The 24,202-nt window shown below is 42.8% G+C and carries 23 protein-coding genes; 18 read left to right on the forward strand and 5 right to left on the reverse strand.

What is annotated here, in order from left to right; all coding sequences use genetic code 11:
- Positions 1-2 precede the first annotated feature (2 nt).
- The 18 genes from IH879_00710 to rpiB all read left to right on the forward strand — a co-directional run bounded on the left by IH879_00710 (position 3) and on the right by rpiB (position 18,581).
- Positions 3-2,150, forward strand: a complete 2,148-nt coding sequence (locus tag IH879_00710; protein ID MCH7673454.1) for a glycosyltransferase — start codon at positions 3-5, stop codon at positions 2,148-2,150.
- On the forward strand, positions 2,143-3,099 hold the full coding sequence (locus IH879_00715; GenBank protein ID MCH7673455.1) for an acetyl-CoA carboxylase carboxyltransferase subunit alpha: 957 nt from the start codon (positions 2,143-2,145) through the stop codon (positions 3,097-3,099). The genes IH879_00710 and IH879_00715 overlap by 8 nt, the downstream gene beginning before the upstream one ends.
- Before the next feature lie 17 nt (positions 3,100-3,116).
- Positions 3,117-3,281 (forward strand): Trm112 family protein, encoded by a 165-nt coding sequence (locus IH879_00720; GenBank protein MCH7673456.1) that lies wholly within the window; start codon positions 3,117-3,119, stop codon positions 3,279-3,281.
- A gap of 213 nt (positions 3,282-3,494) precedes the next feature.
- Positions 3,495-4,217, forward strand: a complete 723-nt coding sequence (locus IH879_00725) for a segregation/condensation protein A (protein MCH7673457.1) — start codon at positions 3,495-3,497, stop codon at positions 4,215-4,217.
- Positions 4,217-4,849 carry an SMC-Scp complex subunit ScpB gene (gene scpB, locus IH879_00730; GenBank protein ID MCH7673458.1) on the forward strand — a complete coding sequence of 211 codons (633 nt, stop codon included), beginning with the start codon at positions 4,217-4,219 and terminating at the stop codon, positions 4,847-4,849. Before IH879_00725 ends, scpB begins: the two co-directional genes overlap by 1 nt.
- A complete protein-coding gene (locus IH879_00735; protein ID MCH7673459.1) occupies positions 4,833-5,540 on the forward strand; it encodes an rRNA pseudouridine synthase in 708 nt (235 codons plus the stop codon). The genes scpB and IH879_00735 overlap by 17 nt, the downstream gene beginning before the upstream one ends.
- Positions 5,540-7,249 (forward strand): short-chain dehydrogenase, encoded by a 1,710-nt coding sequence (locus IH879_00740; GenBank protein ID MCH7673460.1) that lies wholly within the window; start codon positions 5,540-5,542, stop codon positions 7,247-7,249. The genes IH879_00735 and IH879_00740 overlap by 1 nt, the downstream gene beginning before the upstream one ends.
- A gap of 13 nt (positions 7,250-7,262) precedes the next feature.
- On the forward strand, positions 7,263-7,943 hold the full coding sequence (locus IH879_00745; protein ID MCH7673461.1) for a (d)CMP kinase: 681 nt from the start codon (positions 7,263-7,265) through the stop codon (positions 7,941-7,943).
- Between the two features lie 182 nt (positions 7,944-8,125).
- A complete protein-coding gene (rpsA, locus tag IH879_00750; protein ID MCH7673462.1) occupies positions 8,126-10,282 on the forward strand; it encodes a 30S ribosomal protein S1 in 2,157 nt (718 codons plus the stop codon).
- Between the two features lie 50 nt (positions 10,283-10,332).
- Positions 10,333-10,662 (forward strand): LapA family protein, encoded by a 330-nt coding sequence (locus tag IH879_00755; protein MCH7673463.1) that lies wholly within the window; start codon positions 10,333-10,335, stop codon positions 10,660-10,662.
- A gap of 9 nt (positions 10,663-10,671) precedes the next feature.
- Positions 10,672-11,820: a tetratricopeptide repeat protein gene (locus IH879_00760; protein ID MCH7673464.1), complete on the forward strand. Its 1,149-nt coding sequence runs from the start codon at positions 10,672-10,674 to the stop codon at positions 11,818-11,820.
- A 115-nt stretch (positions 11,821-11,935) separates the two neighbouring features.
- A complete protein-coding gene (locus IH879_00765) occupies positions 11,936-12,754 on the forward strand; it encodes an SPOR domain-containing protein (protein MCH7673465.1) in 819 nt (272 codons plus the stop codon).
- Positions 12,755-12,772: 18 nt separating this feature from the next.
- Entirely contained in the window at positions 12,773-14,008 is a 1,236-nt protein-coding gene (locus IH879_00770; GenBank protein MCH7673466.1) for a molybdopterin molybdotransferase MoeA, read from the forward strand.
- The gene (locus IH879_00775; protein ID MCH7673467.1) at positions 14,009-15,805 is read left to right on the forward strand and encodes an N-acetylmuramoyl-L-alanine amidase; all 1,797 of its coding nucleotides are present in this window, start codon (positions 14,009-14,011) and stop codon (positions 15,803-15,805) included.
- Between the two features lie 12 nt (positions 15,806-15,817).
- Positions 15,818-16,240 carry a hypothetical protein gene (locus IH879_00780; protein MCH7673468.1) on the forward strand — a complete coding sequence of 141 codons (423 nt, stop codon included), beginning with the start codon at positions 15,818-15,820 and terminating at the stop codon, positions 16,238-16,240.
- Between the two features lie 27 nt (positions 16,241-16,267).
- On the forward strand, positions 16,268-17,206 hold the full coding sequence (locus IH879_00785) for a histone deacetylase (GenBank protein MCH7673469.1): 939 nt from the start codon (positions 16,268-16,270) through the stop codon (positions 17,204-17,206).
- Positions 17,207-17,315: 109 nt separating this feature from the next.
- Complete coding sequence (locus IH879_00790; protein MCH7673470.1) at positions 17,316-17,930, forward strand: protein-L-isoaspartate(D-aspartate) O-methyltransferase; 615 nt, start codon at positions 17,316-17,318, stop codon at positions 17,928-17,930.
- 6 nt (positions 17,931-17,936) lie between these two features.
- Positions 17,937-18,581: a ribose 5-phosphate isomerase B gene (gene rpiB, locus IH879_00795; GenBank protein MCH7673471.1), complete on the forward strand. Its 645-nt coding sequence runs from the start codon at positions 17,937-17,939 to the stop codon at positions 18,579-18,581.
- Between the two features lie 17 nt (positions 18,582-18,598).
- On the opposite strand, the gene ftsZ is transcribed toward rpiB, so the two are convergent.
- From ftsZ to IH879_00820, 5 genes are all read right to left on the reverse strand, one after another.
- Positions 18,599-19,783 carry a cell division protein FtsZ gene (gene ftsZ, locus IH879_00800; protein ID MCH7673472.1) on the reverse strand — a complete coding sequence of 395 codons (1,185 nt, stop codon included), beginning with the start codon at positions 19,781-19,783 and terminating at the stop codon, positions 18,599-18,601.
- A 71-nt stretch (positions 19,784-19,854) separates the two neighbouring features.
- Complete coding sequence (ftsA, locus tag IH879_00805; protein MCH7673473.1) at positions 19,855-21,087, reverse strand: cell division protein FtsA; 1,233 nt, start codon at positions 21,085-21,087, stop codon at positions 19,855-19,857.
- Between the two features lie 35 nt (positions 21,088-21,122).
- A complete protein-coding gene (locus tag IH879_00810; GenBank protein ID MCH7673474.1) occupies positions 21,123-21,920 on the reverse strand; it encodes an FtsQ-type POTRA domain-containing protein in 798 nt (265 codons plus the stop codon).
- Positions 21,921-21,937: 17 nt separating this feature from the next.
- Complete coding sequence (murG, locus tag IH879_00815) at positions 21,938-23,050, reverse strand: undecaprenyldiphospho-muramoylpentapeptide beta-N-acetylglucosaminyltransferase (protein MCH7673475.1); 1,113 nt, start codon at positions 23,048-23,050, stop codon at positions 21,938-21,940.
- A 2-nt stretch (positions 23,051-23,052) separates the two neighbouring features.
- Positions 23,053-24,198, reverse strand: a complete 1,146-nt coding sequence (locus IH879_00820; GenBank protein ID MCH7673476.1) for an FtsW/RodA/SpoVE family cell cycle protein — start codon at positions 24,196-24,198, stop codon at positions 23,053-23,055.
- Between the last annotated feature and the right edge of the window lie 4 nt (positions 24,199-24,202).

A 24,202-nucleotide genomic window follows, 5' to 3' on the forward strand; every position in this document is an offset into this window, starting at 1 on the left:
TTATGAGCACAGCAGCAAAAACAAAATCACCTAAAAGACCTTCTGAGCCTAGAGCTCAAATATACCTCTCCATAATCATTGTCAACTACAATGTCAAAGAATTTCTTGAGCAGTGCCTCATTTCTGTTCGAAACGCACTTAAAGGAATCTCTGCAGAAATCTTAGTCATCGATAATTCGTCTTCCGATGGCAGCGCAGAGCTGATTCAAGAAAAGTTTCCAGACATTCAAATAACCGTTAATTCTAAAAATGCTGGATTCGCCAGAGCCTCTAATCAAGGATTGCAAATTGCACAAGGCGAGTTCATCGCTCTTTTGAATCCGGATACACTTGTTCAGGAAGACACCTTCTCAAAGATGCTTGATTTTTTTAAGGCCCAACCGAGAGCCGGAATGCTTGGCTGCAAGATTCTGAACCCGGACGGTTCCATTCAACTTTCTTGCCGTAGAAGTTTCCCAACTCCCTGGGTCGCGTTTACAAAACTCAGCGGCTTGAGTTACCTTTTTCCCGGAAATAGGTTTTTCGGAAAATATAATTTGACCTATCTCGACCCTGACATGTCTTATGAAGTTGAGGCGATTTCAGGATCTTTCATGATGTTACGGCGCCAGGTGCTGGAAGATGTAGGCAACCTTGACGAGTCTTTTTTTATGTACGGAGAAGATCTGGATTGGTGTTTTCGAATCCGTGAACAAGATTGGAGGGTCATCTATTTCCCGGAGACCCAGATTATTCATTTTAAAGGTGAAAGCTCCAAACGGGCTCAATTTGACAACCTTAAGCAGTTTTATATCGCAATGGAGCTGTTCGTCAAAAAGCATTTCAAACGAAAATATTTTTTCATGCCGTATTGGCTGCTTAAGGCAGCAATTTGGTTTAGGGCAGGCATATCTATCTTTATAAAGTTAATGAGCTACTTAGCCATTCCCCTGACCGATTTTGGGTTTTTGAGCCTGAGTTTGACGCTGGGAATTTTGATGCGTTTCGGTGATTTGAGCAAGTTGCCGTCGTTTATTCCGGTTATCATCTCGTACTCCTTAATTTGGCTTTTACTACTGAAACTTTTTGGGTGTTATGACAAAAGCAAATTTTCTTTTTCAAAAGCCGGAATGGCTGTGTTTATAGGATTTCTGGTGAACACCAGTTTGACCTTTTTCTTTAACCAGTATGCGTTTTCAAGAATCGTGGTTCTGGCCGGGAGCGTTTTCAGCCTGATTGCTGTGCCGGGGTGGAGACTTCTGCTCCGAGCCTTGTCACGAAACCGGTTTTTTCCCTTTAGCGAGACCCTTGGTAAAAGGTTCCTTGCCAGAAATACGATCATAGTCGGCGACCTGAAATCAGGTGAAAAGCTAATTGAAAAATTCAATTCACAAATCGACAGCGATTATAGAATTTTGGGTTTGATCAGCACGAATGGCAGGCACACAGGTAAAAATGTTGCCGGAGTGAAAGTTCTGGGCACTTTCGAGGACATAAATTTCATAATCAGAGAAAATAGTGTCCAGGAAGTAATTTTCTCAACCCATAGTCTTTCCTATGACCAAATCCTCAAGGTTATTTCCAGAACCGGAAAACAGCGCGTGAGTTTCAAATTAATTCCCAGTAACCTCGATGTCATTATAGGCAAAGCCTCAATCGACCGAATAAGTGATGTCCCACTTTTGGAGATTGATTACAAGCTTCATCAAACTGCATACCTGGCGGTAAAAAGGATGTTTGACTTTACGTTAGCATTAGTTATATTAACACTTAGTTTGCCCTTGTTTTTATATAAAAAATTTGTAACTTCTCAGGGAATGCAAAAGAAATTTGTTTATGGAGAAAAAAACAAACAAATTTTGCTTCATCAATTTTCCGGACCTGAGTCGCAAGTTACAAATAAGTTTCCGTATTTGTGGGCTGTTTTAAAAGGGGATGTGAGTTTTGTTGGCAAGGAATTGATTGAAGTTTCGGACGATTTTTCAGGAACAGCAGAAAAACCAAATTTGAAACCGGGGCTCACCGGTTTACAGCAAATCAACCGATATAAACTAATTGCCGAAGAAGACAAAGATAAATATTATCTTTACTACATGAAAAATTATTCACCATTATTAGACATCGAAATTCTTTTGAAGGCCTTTTTTCAAAACCGGAATAAACATGACTGATTACGTTTTAGAATTCGAAAAGCCGATAATTGAGCTTGAAAAACGAATCAAGGGAATGAAGGAGTTATCGGAAAACGAAAGTGTTGGGCTCTCAGAGGAAATTGGGCGTTTAGAAGAAAAAGCTTCCAAACTTCGCGAGGAAATTTATTCAAAATTAACCCGGTGGCAGCGCGTACTTTTGGCGCGGCACCCACAGCGCCCGTACACTCGTGATTATATTGAATATATGACTGACAGTTTTTTTGAGATTCACGGTGACCGTGCTTTCGGGGACGATCCGGCAATCGTCGGCGGAATTGCGAGAATAGGAAGCAGAAAAGTGGTGATTATCGGTCAACAAAAAGGCCGGACCACCAAACAGAAGCTGCACCGAAATTTCGGAATGATGCACCCTGAGGGGTATCGAAAAGCGTTGCGAATTATGAACCTCGCAGCAAAGTTTAAACGGCCCATTATTTCACTGATTGATACGCCGGGAGCCTTTCCTGGTATTGGAGCGGAAGAGCGGGGGCAGGCGGAAGCAATTGCGCGTAATTTATTGGAGATGTCTCATCTGCCGGTACCGATTATCATCGCAGTTATCGGTGAGGGAGCGTCCGGAGGTGCTTTGGGCATAGGTATTGGCGATCGCATTTTGATGTTGGAGAATACGTGGTATTCCGTTATCTCGCCAGAGGGCTGTGCCGCAATTTTGTGGCACGACAGCACCAAGGCTGAACAGGCAGCCGAAGCTTTAAAGCCAACGGCGCCCGATTTATTGGAGTTGGGAGTCATCGATAAGGTTGTAAGGGAGCCAATTGGAGGCGCACATCAAAATTATGACGAAGCGGCTAAATTACTGCGTGAGTCAATCGAAGTTGAACTGACGGAATTAGAAAAGTTGTCCCCGGAGCAACTTGTCGATGCACGAATTGAAAAATACTCAAACATGGGTTTTTACGAAGAGTAACTGAAGGGTAGATTGAAATGCTCGATAAAGAACTCCTTGATATTTTAGCCTGTCCAAAATGTAAAGGCGATTTAGAATACGATCAGGAAAATAAAAAACTGATTTGTAATAGTTGCCGTCTTAAGTACGATATCAAAAACGATATTCCAATTATGCTTATTGATGAAGCCGAGAAGTTTTAGGTTGTCCAAACTCCAAATTCGGCTTAACTGTCTTAATTAAAAACAACTTGACTCTTTTTATATTTTATTGTAAATTGGCCAGAATTTTTCGAGTAGGGTTTGAATGAAACGTCATCTGGTTTTTAGGAGTCAAGTCATCTTATTACGTGACTTCAAAATTTTTAAGGTAATTAAAATAAGCCCTATCTTGAATGAAAAACGAGGGCTTTTTTAATGCCGTATCGTGTACAATTACAGAACTTTGAAGGCCCTTTAGATCTGCTTCTGTTTTTGATTAAAAAAAACGAAGTCGAGATCTACGATATTCCGGTTGCGGATATTACGCAACAATATCTGGAATATCTGAATATGATTGAACTCCTAGACTTGGACAATGCCAGTGAGTTCGTATTGATGGCGGCAACTCTTATTCGAATCAAAGCGCAAATGCTGTTGCCAAAACCGGAATTAGAGGATGATGAAGAAGCTGAGGATCCGCGAGAAGAGCTGGTAAGAAGACTACTCGAGTACCAGCGCTACAAAGAAGTTGCCTGGGAGATTTCGGATTTGGAAAAAGAGCAGCGGCAGCATTTTGCAAGAAGCGATTATAGTTTTAACTTTGAAGATGACCAGGATCTTGAAGAAGAAGAGCTGTTGGGCAAGGAGGTCTCGATATTTGATTTAATGTCGGTATTTGCCGAGGTAATAAAAAGGATTCCGCCCCGCACAGAGCACATTGTCGAACAAATTTCGGTAACGATTGAAGAACAGGCGGAAGTGATTATGGCCCTGCTAGAAAAGCAGGAACGAGTCTTATTGACCGAGATGTTGCAGAAAATAAAAGAGAGAATTGTCGTGATTGTGACTTTTATTGCCCTTCTTGACTTGGTGAAAAGTAAACAGTTGCAATTAAATCAGAATAACCCTTTCGCTGAAATTTGGATTAGAAAGATTTGATGGATCATGATTTTCAAAAGCAAATCGTTGAGGCGTTAATATTTGCAAGCGATGTTCCGATTTCAGCGAAAAAGATAGCTGATTTTGAAGAAGCGTTAGATACAAGAAAAATCAAGAAGATAGTCGAGGAGCTCAATTCCGACTATCAAAAAAGTAAAAGAGCATTTTTTATAGCAAACGTCGCCGGTGGATTCCAATTAAACACACGGAAGGATTTTACACCCTGGCTTAAGAAGCTTTTCAAAGGCCGACTCAGGACGAGGTTAAGCCAGGCCAGCTTGGAATCTCTGGCGATTATTACGTTTAAGCAACCCCTAAGCCGGGTTGAGGTTGACGCGATTCGGGGTGTAAACTCAAGCGGTGTAGTAAAAAATCTCCTCGAAAGAAACCTGATTTGCCTTGCCGGACGGTCAGATGGTCCTGGCAAACCGCTACTCTACGGAACCACGAAAGAGTTTCTGCGCTATTTTGGCATCAATGATATTGCCGATTTACCCAAACCCAAGGAAATTGAGGAGATCATGGGTAAGTTGGATCAGGAAGAAGGAATTAGCGAAAGCATTCTGGAGACTTTAACGGAAATGGAGCCCTCTGAGGAGGAAAGCAATCACAAAGATGATTCGACTGAATAAATATTTGGCAGATTGTGGAATAGGCTCCCGGCGTAAATGCGATCAGTTTATTTTCGAGGGTAAGGTCGCGGTTAATGGCAATATTGAAAGCCGCCTCGGAATCAAAATAAATGAAATTACAGACACTATAAAGTTCAACGGTAACTTGCTAAAACCGGTTAAACGCTTCGAATATATTATTTTAAATAAACCGAAAGGGTTTGTAACCACCGCTTCTGATGAAAAAGGACGCAAGACCGTTTTAGAGTTGGTGAATTCAAAAATTAGGCTGTTCCCGGTTGGACGTTTAGATATCGATACAAACGGCCTCCTGCTTCTAACAAACGACGGCGACTTAACTTATAAGTTGACTCATCCAAAATTTGAGGTGGATAAGATTTACGACGTCAGGTTGGATCGCAATTTGGAACCGGCGGATAAGAAAATACTGGAATCCGGAATTGATTTGGAAGAAGGCACAACTTCAAAGTGTACAATTAAATTTCCAACCCCGGGAGATAGAAGCCGGGTAAAAATGACTTTGCACCAGGGATGGAAACGTCAGGTGCGAAGAATGTTTGATAAATTTGATTACAAAGTTTTAATGCTAAAAAGGGTAGGCTTGGCTTTTTTAAACCTTCAGGGTTTGAAGGCAGGAGCCTCACGCAGCCTGGCCCCTAAGGAAGTCGAGCAATTAAAGAGGGTTTGTTAATGGATGTTAAGGGCAAAAAAATCATGGTGCTCGGCGGTTGGGGATTGGTAGGATTTGCCATTTGCCGAAACATTTTAGAAGAAGAACCTGGTGAGCTAATCGTCCATTCTTTAGACGAATGGGAAGCGAATGAGGCTTGTGAGAAACTAAAAAAAAACAATCTTGCCAATACAAAAATAACACCGAATTGGGGTAATATGTTCGTGCGCGAGGCCATGCAAGGGTTGAGTCGCGTAGAAATTTTAGAGAATTCTCAATATCGGGCGTGGTTGATTGAAGACGGTTTGGATGATTTGACTGAGGAAATACTACAGCGGTCTTATCTTTTCCAGGTCGTAAGTAGCGTCCGTCCGGATATTTTGATTGACTGCGTCAATTCGGCAACAGCAGTCGCTTACCAGGACGTCTTTACAGGCTACTACAATTTAAAAGGCGAGTTGAAACAATTTAAAGAAAAGAAGGTTTATTCTGACACGCTTGTTTCCGAAGTTGAGAAGATTCTGTGCACGCTTTACATACCGCAGCTAATCCGGCATGTGCAGATTCTGTACGAGGCAATGCGACGCTCGAAAACCGGATTCTACCTCAAAATCGGAACGAGCGGTACGGGTGGGATGGGTTTAAATATCCCTTATACCCATTCTGAAGAGAAGCCTTCCCGAACTTTGTTAAGTAAATCTTCTGTAGCCGGCGCCCACAGTTTGCTCTTATTTCTCATGGCACGCACACCGGACGCACCGATTACAAAAGAAATTAAACCAACTGCGGCAATTGCCTGGAAAAAGATTGCTTATGGTGAAATAAAACAGGGCAGCCACAGTGTCGAATTGTATGATTGCCCACCTGAAAATGCGCTTACGTTAGATGGCCACCTCGATAAAAATGGACCGCAAAATTGGGTTAAACTCGATGGTAAAGTTCTCAAATCAGTCTACGTTGATACCGGTGAAAACGGCACTTTTTCATACGGTGAGTTTTCCGCGATTTCTTCTTCCGGACAGATGGAGCTTGTGACTCCTGAAGAGATTGCCAAAAGCGTAGTCTACGAAATCAAAGGCGGTAACACCGGGCATGACGTCATTAATGCTTTGGATAATGCGACTATGGGGCCTACATATCGCGCCGGTCTCATGCGCCAACATGCTCTGACGAAAATGCAGAAATTGATGGCAGAAAATAACTGTGACAGCATAGCCTTTGAACTTTTGGGACCACCGCGTTTAAGCAAACTTTTATATGAGGCACATTTGTTTAAAAAGGTTTGCGGTAGCATGGAAAAGTTACGTGACACCGATGCAGCAAGAGTGTCAGGTCAGCTCGAAGATTTGATATCAAATGACGCGGAACTTAGATCGTCCATTTTATCAATTGGTATCCCGATTCTTATGAAGGACGGAAAAAATTTGCTGCGCGGGCCAATTATCAAAATTCCCGCTTACCGGGGAGAAAATAAATTCACGATTAATCCGGAAGCGATTGATATTTGGGCGAAAGATGGCTGGGTTGATTTGAGGCCTAGCAATGTAGCTTTCTGGCAGCAGAGAATGAATCAAATTTTTGATGAAATCGAATCTGTCCCGGCGGATGACACCAGTTCACAATTTGTTAGAGATCGCACTTATTGGCTTGAAGATGACGAGATAGATATTGGTAAGGTCGTTGGATGGATTTTCTCCAATGAGGAACAGGGACTGAGGATGAAAGACTAAATGAGATGCTTTATTGAAAAAAAGAGTAGTCATTGCGATTGATGGGCCAGCGGGGTCAGGGAAGAGCACCATTGCAAGACTGGTTGCGAAAAAACTAAAGATTTTGTATGTTGACTCTGGGGCAATTTACCGTGCTTATACGTTGCAATATTTACGGGAAGGAATTAAACTGGAGGACCAGAAGGCCCTGTCGGCTTTTCTGGAACGGCTGACAATTAATTTGGAAAATGGGGAAACAGGTACTCAGGTATTTGTAAATGGAGAAAACGTCTCAAGAGAAATTCGATCTTCGGAGGTGACTGCAAGCGTTTCTTCAATTTCCGAAAACACGAGCATTCGGGACAGAGTCACACGAAAATTGAGGATTGAAACCGAACATAATTCTGTCGTGATGGATGGCAGGGACATCGGCACAGTGGTATTTCCGGATGCGGAACTAAAGATTTTCTTAACAGCTTCGATAGATGAACGTGCCAGGCGCAGAAAGAATGACTTAAAATCACCAGGTGTTGAAACTGATTTGGGAAAAATTAAGAACGATATTCAAAGAAGAGATAAGCATGATTCGGAACGCAACCTCGCGCCACTACAGAAGCCGGATGCCGCAATTCTCTTAGATACAACGAATTTAACAATTGACGAGTGTGTTGATTTTATTGTAAAAAAGGCAATAGGTTTAGAAAAAAGTGTTTGAGTATGTTCGCATTCAAGTTTTCAAGATAACTCTAAAATGGGTTTTCATTCAGCACTTCAAATATTAACTCTTGAACACGAACCAAACTTTGTCTATAAGCAAAAACAAATACATTAAGGAGGTACTTTTTCATGTCAACTAACACTGATCAATTTCCTGAAAAGGAAAACGAATCAAACCAAATGGAAGGAGGAGAAACTGCGGTAGCGGAAAAGGTCGAAAACAATAAGAAATCAGCTGATTCTAAAAAATCCGCTGAGAAAACTTATACTTTTGAGGAGCTTGCGGATGAGCAAGAATACCCGGAAGATGAATTTAAAGAAATGGTGAATCTCTACGAGCAAACACTCACCGATTTTGTTGAAGGAGAAATGGTCATTGGCAAGGTTCTGGCAGTCAACGATAAAGATGTGGCTGTGGATATTGGTTTTAAATCAGAAGGTATAATCCCAATCGAAGAATTCAACGATCCGAAAGCGATCCAGATTGGAGATGATATCGAGGTATTTCTTGATAACGTCGAAAATAAGGATGGTCAGCTTGTCCTTTCAAAAAAGAAAGCCGATTTTCTACGAGTATGGGAGAAAATTATCCAGTGTCATGACGAAAACGAAATCCTTGAAGGCACTTGCATGCGTAGAATTAAGGGCGGAATTGTGGTTGACTTGATGGGAGTTGACGCTTTTCTCCCAGGCTCTCAAATAGATGTAAAACCAATTCGGGATTTTGATGCGGTAATTGGCAAAACAATGGATTTTAAAATTGTTAAAGTAAACGAGCTCCGCAAAAATATCGTGGTTTCGCACCGGGCTCTGGTCGAGGAAGGCATGAAAGAGCAGCGCGCCCAGATCCTTGAGAATCTCGAGAAAGGACAGGTACTCGAAGGCACAGTTAAAAACATCACAGATTTCGGAGTCTTTATCGATCTGGGAGGGGTTGACGGACTGCTCCACATTAATGATCTCGCCTGGGGTCGCGTAGGTCATCCTTCCGAAGTTGTTGCGCTTGACGAAAAGATAAATATCCAGATTTTGGATTTTAATGAAGATAAAAATCGGATTTCTTTGGGATTGAAACAGCTTCAGCCTCATCCGTGGGACGATGTAAAAGATAAATATAAGGAAGGCGAAATTATCAAAGGAAAAGTTGTGAACATTTCCGATTATGGTTCATTTATCGAGCTGGAAAAAGGAGTGGAAGGTTTAATTCACATTTCCGAGATGTCCTGGACGCAGCATATTAAGCATCCCTCCAAGATTCTTTCTTTGGGTGAAACCGTTGAAGCTAAAATACTTAATCTCGATTTCGAGGGCCGAAAGATTTCCTTAGGGTTGAAGCAGCTTGAGCCCGATCCCTGGAGCGATATCGACGTCAAGTATCCGGTCGAATCGAAGCAGAAAGGAATCGTGCGAAATTTAACTAATTTTGGCGCTTTCGTTGAGTTGGAAGAGGGGATAGACGGATTGATTCACATTTCCGATCTTTCTTGGACAAAAAAAGTTAGGCATCCGGGTGAGGTGGTCAAGAAAGGGGACGAAGTCGAAGTCATGGTTCTAAAAATGGACAAAGGCAATCGCAGAATTTCCCTCGGTTATAAACAGACAATGGAAAATCCGTGGGATAATTTTGAAAAAGCTTATAAGCTGGAAACAATAACCAAAGCCAAGATTGTACGCATGATTGAAAAAGGCGTCATTGTTGAGTTGCCTGAAGTTGTTGATGGATTTGTGCCTCTCTCGCAATTAAAGAAAGAAGGCATTCAAAAACCCTCTGATGCATATCAGGTTGGTGATGAATTAGAGCTTTTTGTAATCGAGTTCAACAAAGAGAATAAAAAGATTATCTTGTCCGAAAAACACGCAGTCCAAGGTGAGAAAGGCAAACCGGAGCTTGCGGTCGATGACAAAGAAGCGATTGCCGAATTTGAGAAGGAGATTTCAGCACCTGGGTCAGCCGGAGTAAAGAGGGATTCCAAAGCAAATTCAAGCAGAGTGCTGGCGGACAAAGCGGCGGCGGCAACAGAAGCCAGGGTTGAAACTCCGGCAGAAGTAACAGAAGCACCTGAAGCAGCAAAGGCTGAAGTTTCGGAGGAGACTGCGGATGAAGCAACTTCCGATGAACCTGAATCCACAAAGGATAAAGCGGAGGCGGCAACAGAAGCCATGGTTGAAACTCCGGCAGAAGTAACAGAAGCACCTGAAGCAGCAAAGGCTGAAGTTTCGGAGGAGACTGCGGATGAAGCAACATTTGATGAAGCTGAATCCACAAAGAGCGAAGAAGAAGCTGAAACTAAATCCGCTAAATCGAAGGAAAAGGAAGGAGAAGAAGAGACGGATTAGCTTGAAAAATAGGTGCTAAGCGCATTTGATACTGAAATAAGGAAAATGCAATGTGGGCAGTTAAGTGGTTTTTAGCCGTTATCTTGATTTTGATGGTTTTCGGATTCGCACTCCAAAATAATAATGTCGACCATAAAGTTTCTGTAAACTTTGTGACCTGGGAGTACACTGCTGTACCGTTGTGGTTGGTAATTTATGCCTCTTTCGGGTTCGGTGTCTTATTCTGGTTGATCGTTTCTGTGTTCCAAGTTCTGCAATTTAAAAGTGAAATTCGCCGTCTGAATAAAAGCCAAAACGAATTGCAGATCGAGCTTGATAATCTCAGGAATCTTCCAATTGGAGAGGATGACACCGGTTTTAATATCAAAGAAGAAACATAGTTGTCTAAAATGGATTTCACCGTAATTTTAATTTTTGTGGTTTTGAGTGCTATTACGGCGCTGATGATGATTTTTGTTTTCAGAAAGAGATCCGCTGCCGGCCTCGAAGATGCATCTTCGGATTATGCAGAAGGCCTGAATTTACTTTTGGCAGGCGACACGGAAAAGGCCTTGAAAAAATTCAAAGAGGCCGTTACAAAGAATAGCCAGAATATTGACGCTTACTTAAAAATTGGTGATATTCTTCGGGAATCGGGTCAATTCGATCGCGCTGTAAACGTCCACAAATATTTGACTGTTCGTACCACACTAACTGCGAAGCAGAAGAGGGAAATTTATCAAAGTTTGGTAATGGATTATCAAGCTGCGCAGGAATACGATAAAGCTTTTGATGTGTTGGGCAAAATTATTTCTGAGGATAAGAATAACACCTGGGCTCATGAAATGAAGTTAAAGCTTTACGAGCAAAAAGAAGAATGGGAGGATGCCTTTCAGGTTTACAAAAATCTCAAAAAAATAAGCAAGGAATTTAAAAACGGTAGATTGGCACTTTACAAAGTTCAGGAAGGGTTGAAGTTGAGTAAGAATGGCAAAGAAAAAGATGCCCAAGCTCGATTTCGCGACGCCATCAAAATTGATTCCCAAAGCCCTCCTGCCTATATTTACCTTGCCGACTCTTATCGGAATGAAGATCGAAAAGAGGATGCGCTAAAAGTTTTGAAGCAATTCGTGGAAAAGGTACCTTCACAATCTTTTCTGGCGTTCGAGCTTATAAAAGAGTTGCTTTATGAGGGTGGCGTTTACGGTGAAATCGAAAATTTTTACCTTGAAATAATCAACAGCCAGCCGGATAACCATGAAGCTAAATTAGCGCTTGCGGAAAATTATAAGAAAAAAGGTGAAATCGAAAAAGCCGTTAATCTATGTTCGAGTATTTTGGAAAGCGACCCCTCAAATAAAGCGGCGAAACAATATTTGATCCGCCTTTATCATCATACTGGCCAAAAAGATGAAGCCCTGAATTTAGCCATAGAGTTAATCGAAGCATCTTCAAAACACAAGGAGAAGTTCAGATGTAGTAAGTGTCGGCATGAATCTGACAAGCCATTTTGGAGGTGCCCCGGCTGTTTTGAATGGGAGACAGCAATTCAAAATTAAGAGTACAAATAGCCTAAGAAGTTAGTTGTGTTATGTAAATAATCTATTTTCCGACTCTCTTTGAACTGATGAATTTAAAGTCAAATTATTCTCGTAAATCTAAGAGATATGTAATTTGACTTTTTCTTTTTCTATGAAAACCGTACTTACTACTACTCTTTTATTCTTCCTGTTTTGTGCAAACTATCTTTTTGCGCAAAAACCTCAATTCGATTTAAATCGGACCCTGAAGTCTTATAAACCTTCTGAAATCAAACAAAAAGTGGCAGCATTCGTTGATGAAAATAAAGGTACGCCTCTGGCTCTTTATTTGGAAGCGCTTACGGAAGCTAATGCACAGCAGGCAGTTGATAAATATATAGAACTCTTCACAAAATTTCCAAGTTCTCTGCAAGCGGAAGAGGCAACATTTAGAGTAGGTCAGTATTATTTTTCCCGGGGATTATATATTGCCGCCAGAAAATATTTCCTGGGACTGATTGAAAAATATCCTCAAACCGAATATGAAGATGATTCTATGTATTTTGCTGCTATATGCTTGATGGCTGCGAGAAAATATGAATCCGTTAGTGCTGAATTGCAAAAGTTTTTAACTAAACATCCCAGATCGCCGTTTTCGAAATTAGCGAAAGAAGACCTTAAGGAAATTAAATCGGCTGCAAAAAACAAAATTGTTAAACAAAAACCAAAAGATTCAAAAGGTCGACTTACTTTGCAAATAGGCGCATTTTCGCAAATTAATAACGCCTTAAATTTCCGTAACGATTTTTCCAAATTAGGGGTTTCCACAGAGATTCGCAAAAAAAAAAGAAACGGAGTCACCATTTACACGGTGACAGTTGGCTCATTTGATACCCGTGAATCTGCCGAGAGGTTTGGTATTAAATTCCAAAAAAAGTACGACAAGCCATACCGGATTATTAGTAAGAATTAAACACCCAACTCTATTTCCATGATCGCTGTAAAAGATGCAATTGAGATGACATTAAACGAGGCCACCCGGTTAGGTGCTGCGGAGGTTGATCTCAAAGATGCATCAGGTTACATCCTGGCTGAAGATATTTTTTCCGATATCGACATGCCTCCTTTTGAAAAATCTTCAATGGATGGTTATGCGTTTAAAGCCGCTGATTGTCAAAATAATTCGACGGTTTTAGACGTAGTGGGTTCTATCCCCGCCGGAGTCTATCCAGATTTTGAAATCGAAAAAGGACAGGCAGCTAAGATTATGACGGGTGCACCGCTGCCGGAAGGTGCCGATAGCGTCCAGATGGTTGAGAAAACTCAAGCCATCGGCGAAAATAAGGTTACAATTTTAGAACCGGTTCCGTTAGGAAGAAACGTCGCCAGAAAAAGTGAGATCATTAAAGCAGACTCTAAGGTGCTCTCAAAAGGAACATTTATTAGTCCGGCCGTCGCCGGTGCCCTGGCAACTGTAGGTAAAGCAACGGTCAGCATTTTTAAGAGACCGAAAGTCGGCATTCTGATTACCGGCGACGAACTGGTCGAAATTAATAGAAAGCCAGAAGCCGGCCAAATCAGAAATAGCAACGGTTATTCGCTACATAGTCAGGTGGTTGAGTCTGGGGCATTGCCTGAGCTGTTCGGAATAGCGCCGGATAATATTGAGTATTTAAATGAAAGCATTGAGCTTGGATTAGAAAAAGATGTGCTGTTGATTTCCGGCGGTGTTTCTATGGGAGATTATGATTTTGTCGAAGATGTTATGCTGAAACATGGTTTAAAAATATTTTATGACAAGGTTAATATCAAACCGGGAAAGCCAACGGTTTTTGGCCGAACCTCCGAGACACTCGTTTTCGGTTTGCCGGGGAATCCGGTTTCGGCCAGCACCATTTTCGAAGTTATCGTCCGGCCTGTCCTGCGTAAGATGATGGGGTTTTCATATTTACACAATGTCAAAACGAAGGCCACATTTGAAAAAAAATATGCCACCAAAACTAAGCGAGAGAACTATCAGCTGGCCTGGACTTTTTTACGAGACAATTTTTTTTGTACAACTGCCATTCAATCGAAGGGCTCTGCAGATGTAGTAGCGTTTGCAAAAAGTAATTCATATTTGATTACCACTCACGAAAAACAAGAATTTAACCCGGGCGATACGGTTGATGTGATGTTGCGTCCTGAATTCTGGAAAAGTGGTGGGATTCAAGGCTTGGTAAATTAAATGCTGAAAATAAAATATCTCATTTTTTTTTTAATTCTCCTGCCTTTTCAAGCACGGGCTCAGCTCACTGTTGATGTTGTTTACCCCCGTCAAGAGCAAGTTGTTAATGCGTCAGATTCTACGTTTATTTTTGGCTCAGCTAGTGATCCGACCGCCCGAGTTTTTGTAAATAATCTACCAATACGGATGTATCCTAATGGCGCCTTCATTGGCGTTGTTCCAGTTACGCCCGGAGATTTTTCATTTAGATGCGTTGCTAAAACACAATCGGATTCGGCGGAAGTTGTTATTAACGTTGTCATTCCCACTTATTTAACCACGAGCCCGGATGATACCATTGCAATTGACAGTACTTACTTTTTACCGAGCCAGTATATTGAACTTCGCGCCGGCGACTATTTTGAAGTTGCATTTAAGGGCACGCCCGGCCTGACAGGTTCTTTTACCATCCCGGGTGTAATTGAAAATGCTGAGATGGTGGAAGCGCCGCCCCGGAAAGGACATGATTGGGGAGAATCTGTATTTGGAGTTGGCAAATCTTCGCCGCTCCCGGAAGTTGCCGGAATATACCGTGGCGGTTTTTTTATCAAGCAAGGAATTGAGATTGACACCGCGGAGGTCGCCTTTGAATTGCGCGGAACCAATGGAATCAATGCAACTGCGATTGCTCCCGGAAGATTGACGGTTCGTATTGACACCATCCCGAATATTGCTGTGCTTACAGAAGAATTGACCGTGGCTCGAGCGGGAGCCGGATTGGGTTATCAAATGTTTTTACCCGATGGCGTGAAATTGTGGATTACCGGCAAGAAAGGAGCTTATTATCGTGCTCATTTAAATAGCTTGGAGGATATCTGGGTCCCTGAAGGTAACTTGAGATTTCTGTCTTCAGGAACGCCGATTCCATCCAGCACGATCGAACTTGTTAGGTCGCGGAGCATGGATAGAAAAGTCAAAGTTACATTTCACTTGCGCGAGAGATTACCATTTAAGATTACTCAACTAAACGATCCTTCTGCGTTAGTTGTTTCCATTTACGGTGCGATTTCAAATACGGATTGGATAAGGTACGACTTCGACGATCCGATGATTCGGGAAATGAGCTGGTCACAACCTGCTAATGGTGTTTATGAAGTAAAAATTCTACTCGACCAAAAGCAGCAATGGGGGTACAATCCGTATTATGACGAAACGAACCTGGAAGTTGAAATAAAAAGACCCCCGACAAAATTTTCACTAAAGAACATGACGATCTGCATTGACCCCGGGCATGGTCCGGATGACGGAGCCGTTGGCCCAAGCCGCTTTAAAGAAAAAGACGCCAACATGCAATTATCTTTAGCCTTGAAAGAAAAATTGGAAAAAAAAGGAGCAAAAGTTTTTTTAACTCGAAAAAATCATCATGGGGCAGGTCTCGGGGTTAGAACAAAATTGGCCGCTTTTGTGCAGGCGGATGTTTTGCTCAGCATTCATCACAATGCGCTCCCGGATGGTGTGAACCCTTTTACAAGCAGAGGCAGCAGCACTTATTATTATCATCCCCAAAGCCATGCTTTGGCGGCGGCGATTCAGAATAGGTTGCTGAAGAAATTAAAATTACCAAACTTTGGCCTTTATTACGATAATTTGTCGGTATGTAGAATTCCGCAAATGCCCGCGGTACTAATAGAGCCCGCTTTTATTATGCACCCGGAGGAAGAAATGGAAATTAGATCTCAGAAGTATAAACAAAATGCAGCGGATGCCATAGTAGGTGGTTTGGAAGATTTTTTAAAACAGGCAAAAAGGAATTTATAAAGAGGTGATACTATGTTTGGCAGTAAATTAGACATTGGCCTGATTTCCTTAGTCGTACTATTTGCGATGTTAAATTGTACAACCTCGAAAAACGGTGTTCCGATGCAAGATTCTGAAAGGCTTGAAAAAATTTATGTCGATAAAGTTGATTCCGGGCCGAGCATTTCTGAAGCTGAAAAGTTACAGGTGAATGTTAGCGGGAATTTGCCCTCGCCTGCCTACACATTTGAGCGCTTCGACGTCAAAGTGAAAGGAAAAGTCGTTGAAATTATACCACTAGCCAAATTTGATGCGGATAAAATGGTGGTCCAGGTCCTGGTGCCATTTCAGGAGGTTTGCTCGGTTGAAAATCTGAAACCCGGGACGTATAACATTCAAGTCCATGGTCGTGGCGACACAGTTGTAAAAGCTGAAAGTATTCATGTTAAGAAGTAAAATTTAATCAAAACAACAGGTGCCCTTTTGAGCAAAGTAGGTTTTTATTTCCACAATGATTACTTGAAACACAAAACGGGCTCCGGCCATCCTGAACGCCCAGAACGACTGCAAGATCTTACCCAGCATTTAAAAGAAACCGATATTTTCGCAAAGTTGACTCATTTTTCTCCCGGTACCTGTGAAGTTGACCGAATTAAAGAAGTTCATCCTGGACATTATATTGAAACTATAAAAAACGCTTGCAAAAACGGATCACATTATTTAGATTCTGATACGGTCGTTTGTGAAGACTCATATGAGATTGCCCTTTTAGCCGCCGGAGCTGCGACAAATGCATGCGATTCAGTCATGAAGGGAAAGGTGGAATGCGCCTTTTGTGCAGTTCGGCCACCAGGTCATCATGCTGAACCTGGCAGGGCGATGGGATTTTGTTTGTTTAATAATGTGGCCATTGCTGCAAAATATTTACAGAATCATCATTCGATTAAGAAAATCTGCATTATTGATTGGGATGTTCACCACGGTAACGGTACTCAAAATGCATTTTATGATGATCCGACAGTTTTTTACATTAGTATTCATCAGCATCCGTTGTATCCCGGCACGGGATTAGCTGAAGAGAAGGGTCATGGTGAGGGAGAAGGAACCACCTTAAACTTTCCTTCACCTGCCGCCTTTAGCGATAAAGAATACTTGCAGATATTTGAGAATGACATCACCAATGCGGTCAGCGAATTTAAGCCTGAATTTATTTTGGTTTCAGCCGGCTTTGATGCACACCGAAACGATCCTCTTGCAAATATGAATGTCTCTGAAGAAGGCTTTGCACGTATGACCCGAGTCATACTGGATTTGTCCAGGGAGTTTTGCAGGGGAAGAATGGTTTCGGTTTTAGAAGGCGGATATGATTTAGATGCTCTGTCGGGAAGCGTAGAACATCACTTGCGAGAAATGTTAGAATAAGATATTGAATTTGTGATTTATAAAGGACTCTTATAGAGTGATTGAATTTGAGAAAAATATTGGACTAAAACCGGGCGACACCTTTGCGCTTCTCGAGGTAAGAAAAGAGATGATAGAAAGTCAAATTATCAATCGAGGCGTGAAAAACCCGGTAGTGCTCAAAGCCTTAGAAAAGGTGCCTCGGCACAGGTTTGTGAATGAGAGTTTAGAAAACTCGGCTTATGACGATGCTCCGTTGCCGATTGGAGAGGGGCAAACGATTTCACAGCCATTTATTGTCGCATATATGACCGCCGCTTTAGAACTCAAGGGCAACGAAAAAATTCTGGAGGTCGGCGCAGGGTCAGGCTATCAAGCGGCGGTTTTATCTGAAATTGTTGAACACGTTTATACAATTGAAATCAATGAAAATCTTACCATTGATGTATCAAGACGGTTGAAAAAAATGGGCTGCAATAACGTTTCACTGAGATTTGGGAATGGCTATAAAGGCTGGCCCGAACACGCTCCTTTTGATGGCATCATTGTAACTGCAGCACCGGACTCGATTCCCCAGTCCTTAATTGAACAACTGAAAATCGGCGGCAAAATGGTTGTTCCTATAGGTAAGACTAATCAGGATTTGATTGTGGTTACTAAATTCCCGGACGGATCTGTTGAAAAAGAATCACGCATTCCAGTCCGATTTGTCCCGATGATTCGTGAAACCGAAAAGGAAGAATAGTGCTAAATGAGCAAATTGATTACGGAGCGTGATGTAATTGATGCCCATAGAAAGCAGAAAACAGAACTGGTCGTTGCGGCAAACGGCATTGTGACTCCTTCTGCGCAAGACGCGGCCGCTATTCGCGGAATTAGGATTTTAAAAAAAGAAATTGCTAAGACTTCTTCGGAACCTCAACTCTCCCCCCAGGTTCAATTCTCAGGAAAAATAATTATTGGCTCAGATCACGGCGGTTTTGAGCTGAAAGAGATACTCAAAGATTATATAACTGAGTTGGGGTTGGAATTCGATGATTTGGGCACGCATTCAACGGAATCCGTGGACTACCCTGACTTTGCTTATGCAGTTGCTGAAAAAGTTACCAATGACGCGGGATTATTAGGTATCATTGTAGACGGAGCGGGTGTCGGTTCGGCAATGGCAGCGAATAAGGTTCGCGGAATTCGTGCTGCATCGTGCCAGGATACCTACACTGCCAGGAATAGCCGCCTTCATAACAACGCAAATGTCTTAACTCTCGGAAGCAGGTCTCTTGGAGTCGATGTTGCTAAAGAAATCGTAAAAGTCTGGCTTGAAACCCGCTTTGAAAGTGGCCGCCATAAAGCCCGGGTTGATAAAATTATGGCAATTGAAAAAAAACTTAAGGTTTGAGTGATTTCAAATTCTCCTTAGTCTGTTCGCCGCCTTAAGTAAGCAGGCACATCGAGATCACCGTTAGTTCTCTTCTCCAAAGCTTCTTCTTTCACAAGTTCAATAGTTTCCGGTTCGTTCTCAGGTTCCGGTTTTTCATGAATGCGCTGATAAGTTGGTATGGCGAGATCTGACAGGGGGTTGTCTGAATATTCAAGGAATTTTTTTCTGCCATTGTTGAGTGAACTCAGTTTGCCATTATGATTAAATCCGGTTGCAATTACCGTAACTCGCATCTCTTCGTCTAACTGTTTATCGACGACTGCTCCAAAGATAATATTTGCTTCTGAACCAACGGCTTCTGAGATCACACTGGTGGCGTCGTTGACTTCATGCAACGTCATATTCTCCCCCCCGGTCACGTTAACCAGCACCCCTAGAGCGCCCTGAATGGAGACGTCTTCAAGGAGGGGGCTGGAGATGGCTTGCTGAGCTGCTTCTAAAGAACGGTTCTCCCCGGAGGCAAACCCGGAACCCATCAACGCGTCGCCCATTTCCGACATGACTGTGCGCACATCCGCAAAGTCGAGGTTAATCAATCCGGGAATGGCAATTAAATCGGAGATACCCTTGGTCGCCTGCAGAAGCACGTCGTCGGCAATTTGAAAGGCGGAATTCAACGGCGTGTCTTTGGGCACAACAGACAGAAGTCTTTGGTTCGGTATCACGATGAGCGTATCTACACGGTCTTTTAATTCAGCGATTCCTTCTTGTGCGCGTTTCATTCGTTTCGGGCCTTCAAACATAAAAGGTTTGGTTACAATTCCAACTGTTAATGCGCCCAGATCTTTGGCAATTTCTGCAACAATTGGCGCGGCGCCGGTTCCGGTGCCGCCACCCATTCCGGCGGTTACAAAAATCATATCAGCATCGGACAATGCTTCAAAGACGGTTTCCCGGTCTTCTTCAATCGCTCTTCTTCCGGTTTCAGGGTTGGCACCGGCTCCGAGGCCTTTGGTTAATGCACAACCGACTTGTATGCGGGAGTTGGCCCGGCACATTTCGAGTGCTTGCAAATCGGTATTGATGGTTAAGAATTCAACGCCGCTTAATTTTGCCTCTATCATGCGGTTGATAGCATTGCCGCCTGCACCGCCAACGCCAACAACTTTCATTTTTGCTGTTGCGGAGTGGCTTTCGTCAAATGCAAATCTTAAGTTCATGGCTTTACTCCCATTTTGTTCAAAGAGTTCAAGTTGTTGTTTTGGGTTTCCCATTATCTCGAGCCAAAATTTTAAGCAATGTACCGACCGTTAAACCACTTGCGCATTCTCCCCATAATCCATGGAAACAAACCCTGTTCATTATCACCAAGAAATTCATCACCTTTGTGTTTGATTCCATAGTGAACCAGCCCGACGCCGGTTGCGTGAATGGGGCTTTGTGCTAAGTCGGTTAGACCGTTAAATTTATTTGGCACGCCCAATTTAACACTCATATCAAAAATTTCTTCTGCAAGTTCAACCGTACCCTCTAATAAAGAGCCGCCGCCGGTGAGGACCAAACCCGCACTCATCAGATGAACATAGTTCGATTTCTTGATTTCGCGATGAGCCAGAGTCAGAATCTCCTCCATTCTCGGTTGGATAATATCGACGAGATAAGCTTTAGAGAGCCGTCTTTCCGGACGTCCGCCGACTCCGGGCACTTCGATTGTTTCATCACGGAAACCCGGTTTTCGAATTGCGCAGCCGTGCTGTATTTTTATGTTTTCCGCCTGGTCAACTGGTGTGCGCAGCCCAAGGGCCAGATCATTGGTGATACTTTTGCCCCCGAGACCAACTACGGCAGTGTGTCGAATACATTCCTCAAAAAACATGGCGATGTCTGTGGTGCCGCCGCCAAGGTCCATCACAATTACACCGAGTTCTTTTTCGTCTTCTCCCAAAACGGAATAGCTTGAGGCTAACGGCTCAAGCACCAAATCCATGGCCCGCATTCCCGCCCTGCTGATACTCCGGTAAATATTTTGGGCGGAAGTGATCGCCCCGGTGACAATATGGACCTCAACTTCTAAACGTACCCCGGACATACCGACAGGATCTTTGATTCCATGCTGGTCATCGACAATAAATTCTTGCGGCAAAATATGTAGAACTTCTCTATCAATCGGCAAGGCTACCGCCTTCGCCGCATCGATAACCCTTCTGATGTCAGCCGGGGTGATCTCATTATTGGGGCCAGCTACCGCAACGACTCCGCGGCCATTTATGCTGCGAATATGGTCGCCTGCGATTCCTGCAAAAACCTCATCGATCTGGACACCTGCCATGCGCTCGGCCTCTTCAATAGCTGCCTCAATAGAGCGAATGGTTTTTTCCAGGTTGACAACGACCCCCTTTCTTAACCCATCGGATGGACTGGTGCCGACGCCAATTATTGTTGGCTCAGGGGAGCCATTTATTTCTGCAATGATGGCAGCAATTTTGGTGGTTCCAATGTCCAATCCAGCTATATACTTTGACATTTCACACCTTCCTTTTTAAGACAATTAGGATAGGGTTAACTTTTCAAGAATTCCTTGACAATGACTTGATCTTTAAATCTTAAGTCGAAGTATTTGACTTTTAAGAGCTTGTTTTCACTTCTTAAAAGATTCAAAACCTTAAGTAAATTTGCGCTTTTTTTTTGAAGATTATCGTTGCCACAAATGACCGGGATGGCTCCTTCGTTAAGATAAAAGTAAATGCCGGTATTTTCCGAGTAAGAAATTTCAGAAACTTCACTATATAGGGTAAAGTATTTTGCTTTGGTAAAGTTTAAAAAGTCGATGACTTGATTCAGCTTGCTATTTTCTTCCAAATTATTTTCAGGCAGTTTGATGTTTGAAATAATCGGATAGTCGAAAAAAAATTCAGTCCGGAACACCGGCATAGGTTGACCTTTTTCATCCAATGCCAGAAGCTCCGAGTTGTTTAAGATTGCAATCGGTTCCTTTTCGTGCACTTTAATGACCAGACTTGAAGGCAACCTGCGACTTACCGTTGCCCGCTGAATGAGCGGGTGCTGCTCCACTTGATTGGCGATTTTTTGGGTATCAAATTCAAGTAAACTCACCGACGGCTCGACTTTAACAAGGTTAAGCAGTTCGGATTTTTTAGCAAACCGGTTGCCCTCGATTTTAATATCTTTTAATGCAAACAATTCCTGTGCATTTAACCAGGTTGCGACTTTCAATAAAATCAGGAGTGAGGTTGTGACAATTAAAACTAAAATCCCTGCTCGTCTGGTTGGGAATGACCTTATTTTCCTAATTTTCTTCCCTATCTTTTTTGAGCTGTATTTTGAATAAACCATCATATCCCGAACCTCGAATGTTAACCTACGTTTTTGAGCGTGGGACCAATTTTAGCAGCGATATCTCCGGCTGCATTTGGTTTGGCTAATTGCTCTGCTGCTTTTGACATCGCCTCTCTCTTTTCCGGATTGTTTAAAAAACCTGAGATAGTGCTGACCAGCGTTTCTTCGTTCAGCGACTTTTCCAAAATCATAATTGCTGCGCCCGCCGTTTCTCGTGCTTTTGCATTAAACTCCTGGTGGCCGCCGGCAGAGTAGGGGTAAGGCACCAGAATGGCCGGCAGGCCGCAGATGGCTATTTCTGCCAAAGTAGTAGCCCCGGAACGGCAAAGTACAAGATCGGCAGTGGCGTATGCTGAAGCCATATCCTCTATAAACTCATGATTTGAGATGCGTTTGTCAGCGCCACATTTTTCGGCTACTATTTTAGAATCGTGAGGCCCGGTTGCCCACAGGATTTGCAAATCTGGCAATGCCTTTAATTTCTCGATGCCGTTTAAGACGGCCTGATTAATTGCGTGTGCGCCCTGGCTTCCGCCAAACACAAACAATGTAAGCTTGTCTTCTTGAAGGTTGAATTTTTTTAAAGCCGTTTTTTTATTCACCTGGTTAAAGTCTCCTCGCACCGGGTTCCCGCTGACAAAAATTTCCGGCTGCCCTTTAAAATAGGGGATAGATTCTTCAAACATGACATGTACCTGACTGACCCATTTGCCGAGCAAGCGGTTTACCAATCCCGGATAACTGTTCTGTTCTTGAATCACCGTCGGGATGCGGAATGTGATCGCCATCATTAAAGCCGGACCGCTGACATATCCTCCGGTCCCGATGACCACGTCCGGCTTAAAAGATAAAATCAAAAAAGCACACTGCACCAAACTTACCAAAAGTCTGAGCGGGAAAATTAGATTGGCTAAACTCAATTTTCGCTGCAAGCCTCTCATCCAAATTTTCTTAAATTCATAAGGGTGCTTTGGCAGTATTTTATTTTCGATGCCATAAGCTGTGCCCACAAACATTATCTTGCTTGACCAGCGTTGTTGGAATTCCTGCGCCAACGCGATACCCGGGTAAAGGTGGCCGCCGGTTCCTCCGCCCGCAATCATCACTTTGAGCACTTTCTTCTTGGACATTTCTAAAATCCTATTTTTCGGTGTCCCGTCTGATTTCTAACCGGAGAAAGTTTTTTTCTGTTTTGCTCGGCAATGTTTAACAAAATGCCGATTCCAAATAGATTGATAATTAACGCCGACCCGCCGTAACTTAAAAACGGCATCGGAATTCCGGTCGTAGGAAGCAGGTTGAGTACAACCGCCGAATTTGTAAACGCGTAAATCGCGATATTGAGAACAATTCCAAAAGCCAGCAGCTTACCTGGTTTTTCAGCGGTCATCATTGCGATTTTAACCCCAATCGAGACGAACGCAATCAAAAGAAAGAGTACGGCTAAAGTACCCAGGATTCCCATCTCTTCACCGACGATCGCATAAATGAAGTCGGTAAACGGATCGGGAAGGAAATGATATTTTTGCCGGCTGCCGCCCAATCCCAGGCCGAAAAAGCCGCCGTTTCCCAACGAAATTAAAGACTGCTGTGTTTGCCAGTGCACTTCTTCACCTTTCAAAGACGCGATAAACTTCATTATGCGAGCCCATTGGTAGCCGTTCTGCAAAAAAATTATTAAAAAGAAAGCCGTCGAGATTATTGCCGGAATGAAAAAATGACGCAATTTTTCACCTGAAACGAAAACAAGTGTAATTGCAATAAACGAAATGAGAATAGCTGTTCCAGCGTCCGGTTGCAGCGTAATCGGCAGAACTATTAAAGCGATGACCCCAAGATGAAAAATAAACCTCTTGCTCGTGTCTGTTCTCATGAGATTGGTTTGTCCCAGTGAGTGGCTCAGAAATAAAATGAGCGCTAATTTCGCTAAATCGGCCGGCTGAAACTGGAAGGAACCGAATGGGATCCATCGTTTGCTTCCCCTGACCGCCGCAACATCCGGAGAAACCAGAAGGTAGATTAAGGCGCCGAAGCTCACCAGCAAAAGCAAAGGAGATATTTTTAACCACACAGTATAGTTTATTCTAGAAACGATCAGCATTAGTATGAGACCGAGCAGTACTTTGTAAAAATGGTTTTTTAAAAAGTGATGACTATCCTCGTAAATTTCCTGGGCTTTAAATGAGCTGGAGCTGTAAACCATAACCACGCCGATAACCAGCAGAACAAGGACGATGAGGAATAAAGTTGAATCGAGTTTTAAGTTTTGGTCTTTCATTGTT

It is taken from the genome of candidate division KSB1 bacterium, assembly GCA_022562085.1.
Taxonomy (GTDB): Bacteria; Zhuqueibacterota; Zhuqueibacteria; order Oceanimicrobiales; family Oceanimicrobiaceae; genus Oceanimicrobium.